This window comes from Oricola thermophila, assembly GCF_013358405.1.
Lineage (GTDB): Bacteria > Pseudomonadota > Alphaproteobacteria > Rhizobiales > Rhizobiaceae > Oricola > Oricola thermophila.
In genome coordinates, this window is sequence record NZ_CP054836.1 from 3,154,739 (window position 1) to 3,171,164 (window position 16,426).

The following is a 16,426-nucleotide window of genomic DNA, read 5'->3' on the forward strand; positions in this document are numbered from 1 at the left end:
AGGCGCCCGGTCTCGCGGACACCGCTTCTCATCCGACTTCGCTTCGTTCAGGCACCCTCTCCCACAAGGGGAGAAGGGCGCGCGGGATCAGAAATCCAGATTCGCCACGTTGAGCGCGTTGTCCTGGATGAAGATCTTGCGCGGCTCGACCTCGTCGCCCATCAGCTGCGAGAACAGCGAGTCGGCGTCGGTGGCGTCGTTGATCTTCACCTGCAGGAGCGAGCGGGCCTCCGGGTCCAGCGTGGTCTCCCACAGCTGCTCGGCATCCATCTCGCCGAGACCCTTGTAGCGCTGCAGCGTCAGCCCCTTGCGGCCGAAGGCGAAGACGAGGTCGATCAGGGCCATCGGGCCGTTGATGACGTCGGAAATCTCCTTGCGGCGCAGGACCGGCGGCTCGGAATAGACCTCGGCCAGCCTCGGCGACAGCGAATGCAGCGCGCGCGCATCGGCCGAGGCGATCAGCCCCGCATCCAGCGTCACCGCCTCCTTCACGCCGCGCACCGTGCGCTCGAATATGTAGCCGCCGGCACCCGGCTCGTTGGACGGGTTGACGCGGCCGGTCCAGCCGCGCTCGGTCTCCTCGGCGATCATGTCGAGGCGGCGGGCGACGGCCTCGGCCATCGCCGCGGCGCGGCCCGGATCGGCCAGCACCGCCGGGTCCATGGCGCCGGCAATGGTGGCCTGCTCGACCACCGAGCGGTCGTAGCGGGTGTGCAGGCCGGACAGGACCGAGCGCATCTGCAGCGCCGTCTCGATGACCGCGCGCAGGTCCAGCCCGGTGCGGACCTCGCCGGAGGTCAGCTCCAGCGCCGTGTCGTCCAGCGACAGGTCGATGAGATAGTTCTCCAGCGCCTTCTCGTCCTTGAGATACTGGCTCTGCTTGCCGCGCGTGACCTTGTAGAGCGGCGGCTGGGCTATGTAGAGATAGCCGCGCTCGATGATCTCCGGCATCTGGCGGAAGAAGAAGGTCAGCAGCAGCGTGCGGATGTGGGCGCCGTCCACGTCGGCGTCCGTCATGATGATGATCTTGTGATAGCGCAGCTTCTCGATGTCGAACTCGTCCTTGCCGATGCCGGTGCCGAGCGCCGTGATCAGCGTGCCCACCTGGTCCGACGACAGCATGCGGTCGAAGCGCGCGCGCTCGACATTGAGGATCTTGCCGCGCAGCGGCAGGATCGCCTGGTTCTTGCGCGAGCGGCCGCCCTTGGCGGAACCGCCGGCGGAATCACCCTCGACGATGAACAGCTCGGACTTGGCCGGGTCCTTCTCCTGGCAGTCGGCCAGCTTGCCCGGCAGGGAGGTGATGTCGAGCACGCCCTTGCGGCGCGTCAGTTCGCGCGCCTTGCGGGCGGCCTCGCGGGCGGCGGCGGCCTCGACCACCTTGCCGACCAGCGTCTTCGCCTCGGCGGGATGCTCCTCCAGCCACTCGGAGAGATGCTCGTTGACGAGGCTCTCGACGACCGGACGGACCTCGGAGGAAACCAGCTTCTCCTTGGTCTGGGAGGAGAATTTCGGGTCCGGCACCTTCACGGACAGGACGCAGGTCAGGCCCTCGCGGCAATCGTCGCCGGTGAGCGAGACCTTCTCCTTCTTGATCAGGCCGGACTTGTCGGCATAGCCGGTGACCTGGCGGGTCAGCGCCGAGCGGAAGCCGGCCATGTGGGTGCCGCCGTCGCGCTGCGGGATGTTGTTGGTAAAGGCGAGCACGTTCTCGTGGTAGGAATCGTTCCACCACAGCGCCACCTCGACGGTGATGCCGTCCTTCTCGCCGGTGATGTGGACCGGGGTCTCGATCAGCGGCTTCTTCGACCGGTCGAGATAGCGGACGAACTCGATCAGCCCGCCCTCGTAGAAGAGCTCGGTCTCGCGCGTGTCGGCATGGCGGTTGTCCGCGAGACGGATGCGGACGCCGGAATTGAGGAAGGCCAGCTCGCGCAGGCGGTGCTCCAGCGTGTCGTAGGAGAACTCGACATTGGTGAATGTCTCCTGCGAGGGCGTGAAGGTGACCTCGGTGCCGGTGTAGTCGCCGGCGTCGCCCGTGACCTCGAGCGGGCCGTCGGCAACGCCGTGGGTGAAGCTCATTTCGTGGAACTTGCCGTTGCGGGCGATCTTCAGCTTCAGCGAGGTCGACAGCGCGTTGACCACGGAAACGCCGACGCCATGCAGGCCGCCGGAGACCTTGTAGGAGTTCTGGTCGAACTTTCCGCCGGCATGAAGCTGGGTCATGATGACCTCGGCCGCCGACACGCCCTCCTCCGGGTGAATGTCGGTCGGGATGCCGCGGCCGTTGTCGGTGACGGTCACCGAGCCGTCGGCATTCAGCGTCACCGTGACCAGATCGGCATGGCCGGCCAGCGCCTCGTCGATGGCGTTGTCCACAACCTCGTAGACCATGTGATGCAGGCCGGAGCCGTCATCGGTGTCGCCGATATACATGCCCGGCCGCTTGCGCACCGCGTCGAGGCCCTTGAGCACCTTGATGGAGCCGGCGCCGTACTCGGCGGGATCGGCAGGAATTTCTTGAGGAATTTCAGGCGTTTCTGTCATGTGGTCCAAGGCTTTCCGGGGCGCGCCGCGGCCGCCGGGGATGGCGGCCGAATCAAGCGCGCGGAACATCTGAAACATATAGGATTTCCAACGGGAAATGCCAATTCCGGCGCGCGATCAGGCAAGCGCGGCGACGGCGGCCAGGAGGGCCAGCGCGGCCAGGACGAAGACAAGGTCGCGCCGGCGCGGCACAGGCGCGCCGAGAACGGTGCGCGGGACGCCGGCGGCGAGCCCCCGCGTCTCCATGGCGATCGCGGCCCGGCCGGCGCGGCGGATCGCGAAGGCAAGCAGCGGCACGACCAGAGAGGCAGTCTCGAACGGCCCCGGCACGCGGCGCGGCGGGCGGCCGGCGCGCATGGCGCGGGCAAGGCGGACCTGGCGGGCCTCGCCGGCAAGGTCGGGCACCAGGAGCATGGCCGAAAACAGCGCGTAGCCGATGCGCGGCGACAGCCGGCAATGCACCATCAGCGCCTTGACGAGGGCGGCGGGATCGGTGGTCAGCGCGAAGAGCGCCGAAACCATGCCGCAGGCGACGGCGCGCAGGAACAGGACGACGCCCGCGGAAACCGACGCCGAGCCGAAGGGCGTCTCGGCGGCGGCATGCAGCGCGAAGTCGGACTCCCGGCCGAACAGCACGCTGGTGGTCAGGAAGCCGAAGCCGAACAGGGCGAAGGGCACCATCAGCGCGAGGACGAGAAGCGGCGGGCGGCGCTCGGCGACGACGAGAAGCCCCGCGGCAAGCGCGATGACGGCGAGCTGGAAGCCGGCGTCGAAAACCAGCACGGAGGCGGCGATCCACGCGAGGCACACAGCGAGCTTGGGCAGCGGATGAAGGGCGCTCAGCACGGCACCGCCTCCCGCCAGGCAAGGGCAGGCCCGATCGCCGGCGGCGCGAGGCCGGCGCGGGCGAGCAGGGGCGCATCCGCCAGCAGGCGCGGCGCCGGGCCGTCGGCAAGGATGGCGCCCTCGCCGACGATGACGGCGCGCGGGCAGGCGGCAAGCGCGAAGCCCGTATCGTGGGTGACGAGCGCGACGGCGCGGCCCCGGGCGCGGAATGCGGCGATGGCGCGGGCGACCATGGCGGCGCCGGCGGCATCCAGCCCGGCGGTCGGCTCGTCGAGGACGAGCAGCGGCCAGCGGCCGGACGCCGACAGGGTGGCCAGCGCGAGTCGCCGCTTCTGGCCCTGGGACAGCTCGAAGGGATGGGCCCCGGCGAGGCCGTCCAGCCCCCAGGCGGACAGGTCGCGCAGGGCGGCGGCACGGCGCTCGTCGCGCGGGAGGGCGCGGTCCTGCGCCTGCTCGAGTTCCTCCAGCACGCTGCCGCCGACGAACTGGCTTTCCGGGTTCTGGAAGGCCATGCCGCCGGTCGGGCCGTGGCGGCGTCCTTCCTTCAGGCGCAACAGGCCGGCGAGGCTGGCCGCCAGGGTCGACTTGCCGGCGCCGTTGGCGCCGAGAATGGCCACCGCCTCGCCAACGCGGATCTCCAGGTCGATGCCGCGCAGGACGACCGGGCCGAAGAGCGGCGCGCAGGCGCCCCCCTCGAGGCGGGCGACGGGCGCGCCGGGCGCGCCGGCGGGTGCCGCGACGCGGCCGTCGAGAAAGGCGCGGATGGCCGGCGCGGCGGCCGACTCCCTGCCCGGCGGGATGCCGGCCAGCGCCTGCCCGACCGTCAGCGGCGGGCTCTCCGGCGCCAGGCCGGCCCCGGCGAGACGGGCATCGAGCGCCGCTGCGACGGGAAGGGCGACGCCGAGTGCCTCGAGATCGGCGCGGCGGGAGCGGAACAGCGGGCCGGGCGGGCCGTCGGCGGCAACGCGCCCGTCGCGGCCGACGACCACCACCCGGTCGATGTCCTCGACCAGCTCGTCGATGCGGTGATCGACGACGACGAAGGTGCGCTCGCGACGGTCCTCGCGCAAAAGCGCGCGGAAACGCTCGGCGGCGGCTGGCGCCAGGTGGGCCGTCGGTTCGTCGGCAATGAAGAGCGGCGCGTCCTGGGCGATCGCCGCGGCCAGGGCGACGAGCTGCCGCTCGCCCCCCGACAGCGCCGCGGTTCGGCGGCTCAGCATGTCCTCGGCAAGGCCGGCGCGGTGCATGGCGGCGGCGACGCGACGCCGGATCTCGTCCTCCGGCAGGGCGCGGTTCTCCAGCGCGAAGGCGATCTCGTCGCCGACCCTCATGCCGCAGAGCGTCTGCTCGGGATCCTGGAACAGGCGCGCGACGCGGTCGCTCCAGCCCGAGGGCGGCCGGGCCGAGACCGGCTCGCCGTCGAGCCGGACATCGCCGACGACCCGCGCCGGGACGATGCCCGGCACGATGCCGGTCAGCGCATTGAGCAGGGTCGACTTGCCGGAGCCTGTCGGCCCCATGAGCAGGACCCGCTCGCCGCGATGCAGGCGAAGCGAAACCGGGCCGACCGCATCGGCGGCGCGGTAGGGATAGCGGACCGCGACCTCACGCCATTCGGCGGCCGCGTCAGGCTCCGGCCGAGCGCAGGTCATGGTCGATCCCCAGGCCGGACAGCACGCCGGTGCGGTACAGCGCCCTGACGACCATGTGACCGGCAAGGCCGCCGAGAAGCGCGCCCGAGAGGCAACGCAGCACGAACATGGCGACCAGCAGACCCGGCGCGAACGTGCCGTAATCATAGAGGAACCAGGTGTAGATGTAGGAGAACACCGCGGCACCGACACCGGCGAGCATGAGCACCGGCAGGCGATAGTTGCGCCAGCGCGTGGCGGCGAAGACGGCCTCCGCGCCGGCGCCCTGGATCGCGCCGGCAAGGAGGAGCATCAGGCCGGCCGGGCTGCCGAGCAGGATCTCGACCAGCGAGGCCAGCACCTCCGAAAGAAACGCCGCGCCTGGCTTGCGGATGATGGCGGCGGCGATGATGGAGACGATGAACCAGAAGCCCATCACGACATCCATGGTCAGGGCGCCGAAGATTGCCTGGGCGACGAGCCAGACCTGCACCCAGCCGAGATAGAGCACGGCAAAGACCGCGCCGAGAACGGCGAGAATCAGGATTTCGCGAAGGGACCAGCGAAAGGGATTGTCCATGACGGGGACCTCGATTTTTCAACGGAAGGAAGGTGCGGGCGCGGCCGAAGGCGCGACCGCGATCAGGCGACCGGTGTCGGGCTGTTCGCCGAAACCGTCATGTCGAGCGCGACATGGCCTTCCGGCGCACCGAAGCGAAGGAAGGCTTCCGACAGGGTGGCGAAAACCGGGCCGGCATCGCCGCGCAACTTGGTGCAGAAATTCTTTTCCCGGTCGAAGACGCCCGACGACTTGAGAAAGTCGATGCAGCCCCAGATCTCGTCCATGTGGCCGTCCGCGCCGAGCGGGTAGAGCGAGAACTGGGCGGCCACGGCCTGGCCGGTGGTCTCCGCCGCGGCGACGGTGCTGCGGGCATCGCGCATGCGATCCTCGAGCGGACGGTCGGCACCGATGCCGGAAAGCGGCGTGCAGATGTCATCGTCCGGCGAGCCGGGACAGCCCCGCGATACCGTGGCCGAAAGCACGCAATGGACGCCGCCCGAGGCCGCCGCCACGAAGAGATCGCGCATGGCGGGAAACAGCAGTTCCGGCGGACCGACGACGAGAGTGGAGAGATCGTCGGTCTCGATACGGAATTGCGGACGGTAGGGATCGAGCGCGCCAAGCGCGCTGAGGATGACGCCGACGAAATCGTCGGTCATCGGGTAAAGGGATAGCTGTGCACCTGAAAACATGTCGTTCGCCTCGCTCCGCTGGCATTAACCAGATCAGCTTCAAGGGTCCCGGAACATGCGTCCCGATCTCAGCCCCGGCGATACGGAGCACCCCTGTCGATGGCCGTTGGGTAACACCAGGCGGGCGGGGAAGGCAAGAAGAAATCGGCGGGAGACATGCTCCCGCCAATGCGATCCTACGTGGCCGGCAATCAGGCCGGCAGCTTGTAGTGGGCAAACTGCTCGCGCAGCGCCGTCTTCTTGATCTTGCCGGTGGCGGTGTGCGGGATCTCGTCGACGAAGGTGACGTCGTTGGGCATCCACCAGTCGGCGATCTTGCCCTTCATGAAGGCGAGAATGTCCTCCCTGGCCGGCGAGCAGCCCTCCTTCGGCACGACGATCAGCAGCGGTCGCTCGCCCCATTTCTCGTGCGGCAGGCCGATCACCGCGGCCTCGGCGACCTCGGGATGGCCGACGGCCAGGTTCTCCAGCTCGATCGAGGAAATCCACTCGCCGCCCGACTTGATGACATCCTTGGAACGGTCGGTGATCTGCATGTAGCCATGCTCGTCGATATGGGCGACATCGCCGGTGTCGAACCAGTTCTCGTCGTCGAACTGCTCGGCGCCCGCGCCGCCATAGTAGGAAGAGGCGACGGCCGGGCCGCGCACCTTGAGGCGACCGAATGTCCTGCCGTCCCAGGGCAGCTCGTTGTTCTCGTCGTCGGTGATCTTCATCTCGACGCCGAAGGGCGCGAAGCCCTGCTTCTGCTTGATGTCGAGCAGTGCGTCGCCGGTCTTGTCGCCATGTTCCGGCTTTATGGTGCACAGAGAGCCGAGCGGGCTCATCTCGGTCATGCCCCAGGCGTGGATCACCTCGACGCCATAGACCTTCTCGAACTTCTCGGTGATGGCCCGCGGGCAGGCCGAACCGCCAATGACGACCTTGTTCAGGTACGGCAGTTTCCTGCCGGTCTTCTCGAGGTATTGCAGCAGCATCAGCCAGACGGTCGGAACGGCGGCGGAGAAGGTGACCTTCTCGGCGTCCAGCAGCTCGTAGATGGATTCACCGTCCATCTTGCCGCCCGGCATGACCATCTTGGCGCCGATCATCGGGGCGGTCTGGCCGAGCCCCCAGGCATTGGCGTGGAACATCGGAACGACCGGCAGGATGACATCCCGGCAGCCGATGCCCATGGCGTCGGGCATGGCGGCGATCATGCCGTGCAACACGTTGGAGCGATGGGAATAGACGACGCCCTTGGGATCGCCCGTGGTACCGGAGGTGTAGCACATGCCGCAGGCTGCATCCTCGCCGACATCGGCCCATTCGAAATCGCCGTCGGCGTCCTTCAGCCATTCCTCGAAGGACACGACGTCGGGCAGCGCCGTTTCCGGCATGTGGGCGGCGTCGGTCATGACGATGACCTTCCTCAACGACTCCACCTGCGGGGCGATCTTCTCGACCAGCGGCATGAAGGTGAGATCGACAAAGAGCGCGCGGTCGGCGGCGTGGTTCATGATCCAGGCGATCTGGTCCGGAAACAGGCGCGGATTGAGCGTGTGATAGACGCCGCCCATGCCCATTATGCCGTACCAGGCCTCGAGGTGGTTGCCGGAGTTCCAGGCCATGGTGGCGATGCGGTCGCCCGGCTTGTAGCCCTCGCGCGAAAGAAGCTGCGCGATCTTCAGCGCGCGATCGCGCACCGCGGCATAGGTGGTGCGCACGATCGGCCCCTCGACCGAGCGCGAGACGACCTCGCGCCCCGGATGCTGGCGGGCTGCGAAGTCGATGATCTTGTGGCAGACGAGCGGCCACTCCTGCATCAGTCCAAGCATGCGATCTCCTCCCAAAGATGCTGTAAGGGAACAGTGACGGAAAGACCGGGGCATTGTCCAGTGGATGATTTCAGGGGGACGGCGCGCAGGCCGCCGCCTCATCCATCAAGACGATGACCGCGCCGCCGGCGTGGCGGGATTCGACGCGGCGATGGGCCGCGGCGATGTCGCGCAACGGGAAGCGGCTGTCGACGACGGCACGGATCTCGCCAGTCTCCAGCAGGCCGGCGAGGATTTCCAGGTCCGCGCGGCTGTCTCCCGACACGTTGATCACGATCTTCGGGCCACCCGTCACGCCCGCCCACAGCGCCTGCAGCATCTCGCGGCCGCCGAATTCGAGCGGAAGGTAGCGGCCGGTTCTCGCGAGGATGCGCCGGGCCCTGGCGAAGGGAAGCTTTCCGGCGGTATCCAGAACGACATCGTAGCGCTCGCCGGATGCGGCGGGATCGTCCTTCCGGTAGTCGATGACGCGGTCGGCGCCGAGCGAGCGGACGAGATCGACATTGCCGGTGGAGGCGACGCCGACGACCTCGGCGCCCAGATGCTTCGCGACCTGGACGGCCCACGAGCCGACACCGCCGGACGCGCCGGCGACGAGGACCTTCTCGCCCGGCTTCACGCCGGCGAAATCGCGCAGGAAGACCAGCGCCGCCAGGCCGCCGAAGGGCGCGGCGGCGGCCTCGTCGTGACCGATGTTCGCCGGCTTGGCGACGACCGGCCCGTCGGCCTTCACGGCGACATATTCGGCATGGGCGCCCGCGCCGGAAAAGCCGAAGACGGCGTCGCCCAGCGCGAAACGGTCGACATCACCGCCGCGCGCCACCACGCGGCCGGAAAAGGCGGTGCCCAGCACCTTCTGCCGGGGGGCGAAGAGGCCGAACATCAGCCGGCCCGGCAGCGCCATGATGCCGGGGAAGGCGGCGGCACGCAGACGCCAGTCGGCGGTGGTGACGGCGGCGGCGCAGACCTTCACGAGGATCTCGCCGTCGGCGGGTTCGGGACGGGCGATGTCGCGGATTTCGAGCACACCGGCGTCGCCATACTTCTCATGGATCGCGGCTTTCATGATCTTCTTTCCGTTGCGTCATTGATCGTACCACGTTCTACCCATTCAATTTCGCAGAGTTAATTGACCGATTTCCTTGATCTGGTATGCGTTTTCGCATGGATTGGAAGGCGGTAAAGTTCGACTGGAACCGGGCGCGGGCGTTTCTCGTCACGGCGGAGGAAGGGTCGCTGTCGGCGGCGGCGCGGGCGCTGGGCATGGCGCAGCCGACGCTGGGACGGCAGGTCGACGCGCTGGAATCGGAGCTGGGGGTGCTGCTGTTCGAGCGCGGCGGGCGCGGGCTTACGCTGACGCAGGCCGGGCTGGAACTGCTCGACCACGTGCGGGCGATGGGCGAGGCGGCGGGGCGCGTCTCGCTGGCGGCATCCGGACAGGCTCAGTCGATCGAAGGCTCGATCACGATCACCGCCAGCGAGATCCATTCCGCCTTCCTGCTGCCGCCGGTGGTGGCGCGGCTGCGGCGCGAGCAGCCCGGCATCGAGGTGGAGATCGTCGCCTCCAACGCGACCATCGACCTGAAACGGCGCGAGGCCGACATCGCGGTGCGTTCCTTCCGTCCGACCCAGCCGGACCTGATCGCGAAGAAGATCGGAGACGAAATCGCCCGGCTCTACGCCGCCGAAAGCTACCTGGAGCGGATCGGCCATCCCCGGACGCCGGAAGAGCTGTCCGGCGCGGCGTTCATCGGCTTCGACACGACCGACGTGATGGTGGACGGGCTGAACCGGCTGGGGCTGAAACTGACGCGCAAGAACTTCCCGGTGCTGACGGCGAGCCACCTGGTGCACTGGGAGCTGGTCAAGGCGGGCGCCGGCATAGGAATCGTGCCGGAGGCGGTCGGTGACCGAGAAGGGGGCGTGCGCCGGGTGCTGGACGACCTGCCGCCGATGGAATTCCCGATCTGGCTGACGACGCATCGCGAGCTCAATACCAGCCGGCGGGTGCGCCTGGTGTACGACATGCTTGCGGAGGAACTGGGCAGGGGGTAGGCCAGTCGCCGACTGCCGCCGGTGAACGGCCCGCACCGGCACCCGCATCACGACAGACACCGGATCGGACCAAACCATGCATCTTCCCCCGCTTGTCCCGACGCTGGCGCTTGCCGGCCTGATCGCGATCTCCCCGGCAAAGGCCGACGACGCCACCAGCCCGCTCGCCGGCACGGCGTGGACCGGCGCGGGCGAAAGGGCGTCCTTCGCGGACATCGAGGCCGCGGCGCGGACGGCGGATTTCGTGCTGGTCGGGGAAATTCACACGAACCCGGAGCATCACGCCAACCAGGCGCGGCTGATCGCGGCCATGGCGCGGGCGGGGCGCAAGCCCGTGGTGGTGCTCGAAATGGTGCCGAAAAGCCTGCAGGGCGCGCTCGACGCCTTCCTGGCAGAGGAATCGCCGGACGCGGCGGAGCTGGGCGAAAGGCTGGACTGGGAAAAGCGCGGCTGGCCGGACTGGACGATCTACAGGCCGGTCGCCGAGGCGGCGCTGGCGGCCGGGCTGGCCCTGGCCGCCGGCGATCTCGACCGGGAGACGATCCGCGCCATCGGCAGGGGCGAGGCAGAACCGGAGGAAAGCGTCGCCTATCCCGACGACACCCGCGAAAAGCTGGGCGAGGAAATCAGGCAGGCCCATTGCAACCTGATGCCCGAGGAAGCGATTCCCGCCATGGTCACCGTCCAGCAGGCGCGCGACCTGTCGATGGCGGACGCCATGCTGGCGGCAGGCGACGACGGCGCGGTGCTGATCGCCGGCGGCGGACACACGCGCAAGGACTGGGGCGTGCCCTTCGTGCTGCGGGCGAAAGCGCCGGACAGGACGGTCCTGTCCATCGGGCAGATAGAGGTGGCGGAGGGAATGACCTCCTTCGCCGACCATCTCGGCGAGGGCGAGACCTCCCTGCCCCACGACTACGTGGTGTTCACGGAGCGCAGCGACGACACGGACCACTGCGCGGAACTGGAAGAGCGGATGGGCAAGGGGCAATGAAAAGCCCGCGGGAGAACTCCCGCGGGCCGTTGCGAGACAGCAGTTCTGCCGACAGATCAGAAATCCATGCCGCCGCCGGGCATGGACGGGGCCGGATTTTCCTTCTTCGGCAGCTCGGCGACCATCGCCTCGGTGGTGATCAGCAGGCCGGACACGGAGGCCGCGTCCTGCAGCGCGGTGCGCACCACCTTCAGCGGGTCGATCACGCCGGCCGAATAGAGATCCTCGAAGGTGTCGGTCTGGGCGTTCCAGCCCCAGGAGAAGGTTTCGTTCTCGCGGACCTTGCCGACAATGACCGAACCCTCGGCGCCGGCATTCTCGGCGATCTGGCGAACCGGGGCCTCGATGGCGCGGCGGACGATGCCGATGCCGACCTCCTGGTCGTGGTTGTCGGCCTTGACGCCGTCGAGCACCTTCGCGGCACGAAGCAGCGCGGTGCCGCCGCCCGGGACGATGCCCTCCTCGACGGCCGCACGGGTCGCGTTCAGGGCGTCGTCGACGCGGTCCTTGCGCTCCTTCACCTCGACTTCGGTCGCACCGCCGACGCGGATCACCGCGACGCCGCCGGCCAGCTTGGCGAGGCGCTCCTGCAGCTTCTCGCGGTCGTAGTCGGAGGTGGTCTCCTCGATCTGGGCCTTGATCTGGTTGACGCGGCCGTCGATCTCGGACTTCGAGCCGGCGCCGTCGACGATGGTCGTGTCATCCTTGGAGATGACGACCTTCTTGGCGCGGCCGAGCATCTCGAGGGTGACGTTCTCCAGCTTCACGCCGAGATCCTCGGAGATGAAGGTGCCGCCGGTGAGGATGGCGATATCCTGCAGCATGGCCTTGCGACGGTCGCCGAAGCCCGGGGCCTTGACCGCCGCGACCTTGAGGCCGCCGCGCAGGCGGTTGACGACGAGGGTCGCAAGGGCCTCGCCCTCGACATCCTCGGCGATGATGAGGAGCGGCTTGCCCGACTGCACCACGCTCTCCAGCACGGGCAGCATGGCCTGCAGGTTGGAAAGCTTCTTCTCGTGCAGGAGGATGTAGGGATCCTCCAGCTCGACGCGCATCTTGTCCTGGTTGGTGATGAAGTAGGGCGACAGGTAGCCGCGGTCGAACTGCATGCCCTCGACGACTTCCAGCTCGGTCTCGGCGGTCTTGGCCTCCTCGACGGTGATGACGCCCTCGTTGCCGACCTTCTCCATGGCCTCGGCGAGGAACTTGCCGATCTCGGCGTCGCCGTTTGCCGAGATGGTGCCGACCTGGGCGATCTCGGAGTTCTGCGAGACCTCGCGGGCGTTCTTCTTCAGCTCGTCCACGACGAGGTCGACGGCCTTGTCGATGCCGCGCTTCAGGTCCATCGGGTTCATGCCGGAGGCAACCGCCTTGGCGCCTTCCTTGACGATGGCCTGGGCAAGAACGGTGGCCGTGGTGGTGCCGTCACCGGCGATGTCGTTGGTCTTGGACGCCACCTCGCGCACCATCTGGGCGCCCATGTTCTCGAACTTGTCCTCGAGCTCGATGTCCTTTGCGACGGTCACGCCATCCTTGGTGATGCGCGGCGCGCCGAAGGACTTGTCGATGACGACGTTGCGGCCCTTGGGGCCGAGCGTCACCTTCACGGCATTGGCGAGAATGTCGACGCCGCGCAGCATCTTCTCGCGGGCTTCGGTGTGAAACTTGACTTCCTTTGCAGCCATCTTGTCACTTCCCCTTGTCAGGCGGCCTTCTGCGCCGCGGCTTCACCTTCAATGACGCCGAGAACGTCGGATTCCTTCATGATGAGGTAATCCTCGCCCTCGAGCTTGATCTCGGTGCCGGACCACTTGCCGAACAGGATGCGGTCGCCGACCTTGACGTCGAGCTCGACCAGCTTGCCGGAGTCGTCGCGCGCGCCCGGACCGACGGCGATCACCTCGCCCTCGGACGGCTTCTCCTTCGCGGTGTCGGGGATGATGATGCCGCCGGCCGTCTTCTCCTCGGCCTCGATGCGGCGGACCAGAATGCGGTCATGCAATGGACGGAACTTCATGCCGTTTTCCTCCTGGACAAACATGGTTTGAAAAAGTCCCGCCGGCCGCCGTTCGGATCCGACCCGGCGGCAGGCGCGCGAACCGGTCTCCGGCTTCGCGCGCCGGAAATCTGGTTTCGCGCATTTTTCGATTCAAGAGGGTGCGGCGAAAAAATCAGCACTCGCCCAACGCGGCTGCCAACAACATGAAATCATTGACAGATTCCAATTTTGCCCTAGCCTTTCAACCGTGCCCAACCCGAAAGGAGGAGCACCGATGCAAGAAAAGAGCGCCCTGGAACTGCAACTGGAAGGCTACGGGCTGACGACCGCCCACATCCTGTACCGGATGCCGGACCACCCCGACCTCCTGCAGACATTCATCTGGCAGGACTACGATCTGGCGCCGGACTTTCCGGAGATGTTCGGCTTTCTCGACTTCTGGAACGAGAACCTAGACGGGCCGCTGCACTCGGTGCGCTACACGCATCAGCGGCTGATCAAGCCGGGCGAGTTCCGCCGGGTGAACGGGGAAATCCTGCTGCACTGACCGTCAGGCGCCGCACCAGGTCTCCGCCGGCTCGCGCCGGCCGCGCCAGTGCACGGCAAGGCGCTGCGCGACGAGGGCGGAGCCGACGTCGCCCTCGGGCGTGACCAGCGAGGCGAGCGTGCGCCCATAGCGGTCCCTGCCCTCGCGGTCGAGCCGGATGGGCCGGTTCGACACCAGGCTCGCCAGCATGCGCGTCGCCGTGGCCGCACGCTCGCGCTCGGCGCGGCAACGGCCCTTCACCTCCGGTGCGTCGATATTGACGATGCGGATCTTCTCTCCGTCCAGCCACAGCGTGTCCCCGTCGACCACGCAATTGACGCGCCGGCCGGAGCCGCAGAGCGGCATGGGGCGCGGCGCGACCGACGCCAGGAAGGTCGCGGCGCCCTCCGGCTCCGGCGCGTAGGCGCTCGTCGTCATGGTGTCGACGAGACCGGTGAAGCGGCTCAGCTCCAGCCCGTCCGTCTGCCGGACCAGCAGGGCGGCACCGGCGCCTATGGCGAAAAAGGCCGCGAACAGCGCGAAGCGGCGTATGCGACGGGCCGTCCTGCGCGCATGGAGGGGAACAACAAAGGACGATTTCGAAGCCGCCATTTCCTGCCTTCCGTATGCCGATGGGAGCGGTCAGGGTGGCGGCAACAGGTTACTTTTTCGTTCAGGCCGGGGCGGACGGAACGGCCGGAGGCGGCCTTCCCATCGGGGCCGTCATGGCCTAATCCTTCGGGCGGGAATAGTTCCGGAACGGGAGGCGGAAATGCCGGACAAGGCACTGATCGTCATCGACGTGCAGAACGACTTCTGCCCGGGCGGCGCGCTCGCGGTGGAAAACGGCGACGAGATCGTGCCGCTGGTCAACCACCTGATCGCCAGCCACCACAACGTGGTGCTGACGCAGGACTGGCACCCGGCGGACCATTCCTCCTTCGCCTCGCGGCACGAGGGCAGGCAGCCCTTCGAGACGATCGAGGCATCCTACGGGCCGCAAACGCTGTGGCCGGATCACTGCGTGCAGGGATCGAAGGGCGCCGATTTCCACCCGGACCTCGACCGGACGAAGGCGCAGCTGGTGATCCGCAAGGGTTTCCGCGCGGAAATCGATTCCTACTCGGCATTCTTCGAGAACGACCACGAAACCACGACGGGACTTGCCGGCTACCTCAAGGAGCGCGGCATCCGCGAGGTGGTGCTGTGCGGTCTGGCGACGGACTTCTGCGTCGGCTTCTCCGCACTCGACGCGGTGAGGTGCGGCTTCAAGACCTCGGTCGTCATGCAGGCCTGCCGGGCGATCGACCTCGACGGCTCGCTGGCCGCCATGACCGAAAGGATGCGCGCCGCCGGCGTGCACCTTCTCTAGCCCCGGACAAGAAAATGGTATTCCGCGTCCTCGACATCGCCAAGCGCGTCCACGACCACACGTGGAAGCTCGACCCGATCATCCGGTCGCTGCTCGACACCGACTTCTACAAGCTGATGATGCTGCAGATGATCTGGAAGATGCATCGCGACGTGGACGCGACCTTCACGCTGATCAACCGCACGACATCGATCCGGCTGGCCGAGGAGATCGACATCGGCGAATTGCGCGCCCAGCTCGACCATGCGCGCACGGTGCGGCTCACCAAGAAGGAGGCGATCTGGCTGGCCGGCAACAGTTTCTACGGCCGCAAGCAGATCTTCGAGCCGGATTTCCTGGCCTGGCTGGCCGAGTTCCGGCTGCCCGACTACGAGATCGCGCAAAAGGACGGGCAGTTCGAACTGCATTTCCACGGCAAGTGGACGGACACGACGATGTGGGAAATTCCCGCGCTCGCCATCATCAACGAGCTGCGCAGCAGGGCGGCGATGCGCGGCATGGGGCCGTTCGAGCTGGACGTGCTCTATGCGCGGGCCAAGGCGAAGATGTGGGAGAAGGTGGAGCGGCTGAAGCAGCTGCCCGGCCTGTCGATCTCCGATTTCGGCACGCGGCGGCGGCACTCCTTCCTGTGGCAGCGCTGGTGCGTGCAGGCTCTGCAGGAGGGCATCGGCGAGGCGTTCACCGGCACGTCGAACGTGCTTCTGGCAATGGACAACGACCTCGAGGCCGTCGGCACCAACGCGCACGAGCTGCCGATGGTCTACGCGGCACTGGCCGAGACCGACGAGGGCATCGCCCGGGCCAACTACAAGGTGCTGGAGGACTGGAACCGGCTCTATGGCGGCAACCTGAAGATCGTGCTGCCGGACACTTTCGGCACCGCCGCCTTCCTGCGCCACGCGCCGGACTGGGTGGCCGACTGGACCGGTTTCCGGCCCGACTCGGCACCGCCGATCGAGGGCGGAGAACGGATCATCCGCTGGTGGCAGGAACAGGGCCGCGACCCGCGGGACAAGATCCTGATCTTCTCCGACGGGCTGGACGTGGACACGATCATTAACACCTACCGGCACTTCGAGGGAAGGGTGCGCATGGCCTTCGGCTGGGGCACCAACCTGACCAACGACTTCGTCGACTGCGCGCCGCGCCGGAACGACCAGCTGCGCGCCATCTCCCTGGTCTGCAAGGTGACGGAGGCGAACGGCCTGCCGGCAGTGAAGCTGTCCGACAACCCGCGCAAGGCGACCGGCGACCCGCGGGAAATCGAGCGCTACCTGAGGATCTTCGGCTCGGAAGAGCGGGCGGAAAAGCCGGTCTACGTGTGAGGCAGGCCGGCGGCCGCGGAGCGGCTCGCGGCATTCCGCGACGGAAGACGGCGACCGATG

At 67.9% G+C, this 16,426-nt stretch carries 15 protein-coding genes and 1 riboswitch; of the genes, 5 read left to right on the plus strand and 10 right to left on the minus strand.

Features of this window, described 5'->3' with window-relative positions; genetic code table 11:
* Positions 1-87 precede the first annotated feature (87 nt).
* From gyrB to HTY61_RS15210, 7 genes are all read right to left on the minus strand, one after another.
* A complete protein-coding gene (gyrB, locus tag HTY61_RS15180; protein WP_175277590.1) occupies positions 88-2,547 on the minus strand; it encodes a DNA topoisomerase (ATP-hydrolyzing) subunit B in 2,460 nt (819 codons plus the stop codon).
* A 117-nt stretch (positions 2,548-2,664) separates the two neighbouring features.
* Positions 2,665-3,393: an energy-coupling factor transporter transmembrane component T gene (locus HTY61_RS15185; protein ID WP_175277591.1), complete on the minus strand. Its 729-nt coding sequence runs from the start codon at positions 3,391-3,393 to the stop codon at positions 2,665-2,667.
* A complete protein-coding gene (locus HTY61_RS15190; RefSeq protein ID WP_175277592.1) occupies positions 3,387-5,045 on the minus strand; it encodes an ABC transporter ATP-binding protein in 1,659 nt (552 codons plus the stop codon). Before HTY61_RS15190 ends, HTY61_RS15185 begins: the two co-directional genes overlap by 7 nt.
* Positions 5,020-5,604 (minus strand): ECF transporter S component, encoded by a 585-nt coding sequence (locus HTY61_RS15195; protein ID WP_175277593.1) that lies wholly within the window; start codon positions 5,602-5,604, stop codon positions 5,020-5,022. Before HTY61_RS15195 ends, HTY61_RS15190 begins: the two co-directional genes overlap by 26 nt.
* A gap of 62 nt (positions 5,605-5,666) precedes the next feature.
* Complete coding sequence (locus tag HTY61_RS15200; RefSeq protein WP_175277594.1) at positions 5,667-6,278, minus strand: YkoF family thiamine/hydroxymethylpyrimidine-binding protein; 612 nt, start codon at positions 6,276-6,278, stop codon at positions 5,667-5,669.
* Positions 6,272-6,383, minus strand: a riboswitch (TPP riboswitch). It overlaps the preceding gene by 7 nt.
* An 86-nt stretch (positions 6,384-6,469) precedes the next feature.
* On the minus strand, positions 6,470-8,095 hold the full coding sequence (locus tag HTY61_RS15205; protein WP_175277595.1) for a long-chain-fatty-acid--CoA ligase: 1,626 nt from the start codon (positions 8,093-8,095) through the stop codon (positions 6,470-6,472).
* 70 nt (positions 8,096-8,165) lie between these two features.
* Positions 8,166-9,161 (minus strand): NAD(P)-dependent alcohol dehydrogenase, encoded by a 996-nt coding sequence (locus HTY61_RS15210; RefSeq protein WP_175277596.1) that lies wholly within the window; start codon positions 9,159-9,161, stop codon positions 8,166-8,168.
* 98 nt (positions 9,162-9,259) lie between these two features.
* Here HTY61_RS15210 and HTY61_RS15215 point away from each other — a divergent pair, with 98 nt between their 5' ends.
* Both HTY61_RS15215 and HTY61_RS15220 read left to right on the plus strand, forming a co-directional pair.
* Complete coding sequence (locus tag HTY61_RS15215) at positions 9,260-10,150, plus strand: LysR family transcriptional regulator (protein WP_175277597.1); 891 nt, start codon at positions 9,260-9,262, stop codon at positions 10,148-10,150.
* Positions 10,151-10,226: 76 nt separating this feature from the next.
* On the plus strand, positions 10,227-11,144 hold the full coding sequence (locus tag HTY61_RS15220; RefSeq protein WP_175277598.1) for a ChaN family lipoprotein: 918 nt from the start codon (positions 10,227-10,229) through the stop codon (positions 11,142-11,144).
* Between the two features lie 56 nt (positions 11,145-11,200).
* Here the strand turns inward: HTY61_RS15220 and groL are convergent, their stop codons facing one another.
* Both groL and groES read right to left on the minus strand, forming a co-directional pair.
* Entirely contained in the window at positions 11,201-12,829 is a 1,629-nt protein-coding gene (groL, locus tag HTY61_RS15225; RefSeq protein ID WP_175277599.1) for a chaperonin GroEL, read from the minus strand.
* Positions 12,830-12,846: 17 nt separating this feature from the next.
* Positions 12,847-13,161 (minus strand): co-chaperone GroES, encoded by a 315-nt coding sequence (groES, locus tag HTY61_RS15230; protein ID WP_175277600.1) that lies wholly within the window; start codon positions 13,159-13,161, stop codon positions 12,847-12,849.
* Positions 13,162-13,417: 256 nt separating this feature from the next.
* Here groES and HTY61_RS15235 point away from each other — a divergent pair, with 256 nt between their 5' ends.
* A complete protein-coding gene (locus HTY61_RS15235) occupies positions 13,418-13,690 on the plus strand; it encodes an usg protein (protein WP_175277601.1) in 273 nt (90 codons plus the stop codon).
* Between the two features lie 3 nt (positions 13,691-13,693).
* Here HTY61_RS15235 and HTY61_RS15240 read toward each other — a convergent pair whose 3' ends face one another.
* Positions 13,694-14,281: a thermonuclease family protein gene (locus HTY61_RS15240; protein WP_175277602.1), complete on the minus strand. Its 588-nt coding sequence runs from the start codon at positions 14,279-14,281 to the stop codon at positions 13,694-13,696.
* Between the two features lie 160 nt (positions 14,282-14,441).
* Here HTY61_RS15240 and pncA point away from each other — a divergent pair, with 160 nt between their 5' ends.
* Entirely contained in the window at positions 14,442-15,041 is a 600-nt protein-coding gene (gene pncA / locus HTY61_RS15245; protein ID WP_175277603.1) for a bifunctional nicotinamidase/pyrazinamidase, read from the plus strand.
* Positions 15,042-15,055: 14 nt separating this feature from the next.
* Positions 15,056-16,366, plus strand: coding sequence for a nicotinate phosphoribosyltransferase (gene pncB / locus HTY61_RS15250; RefSeq protein WP_175277604.1), 1,311 nt, complete (start codon positions 15,056-15,058; stop codon positions 16,364-16,366).
* Positions 16,367-16,426: the final 60 nt, after the last annotated feature.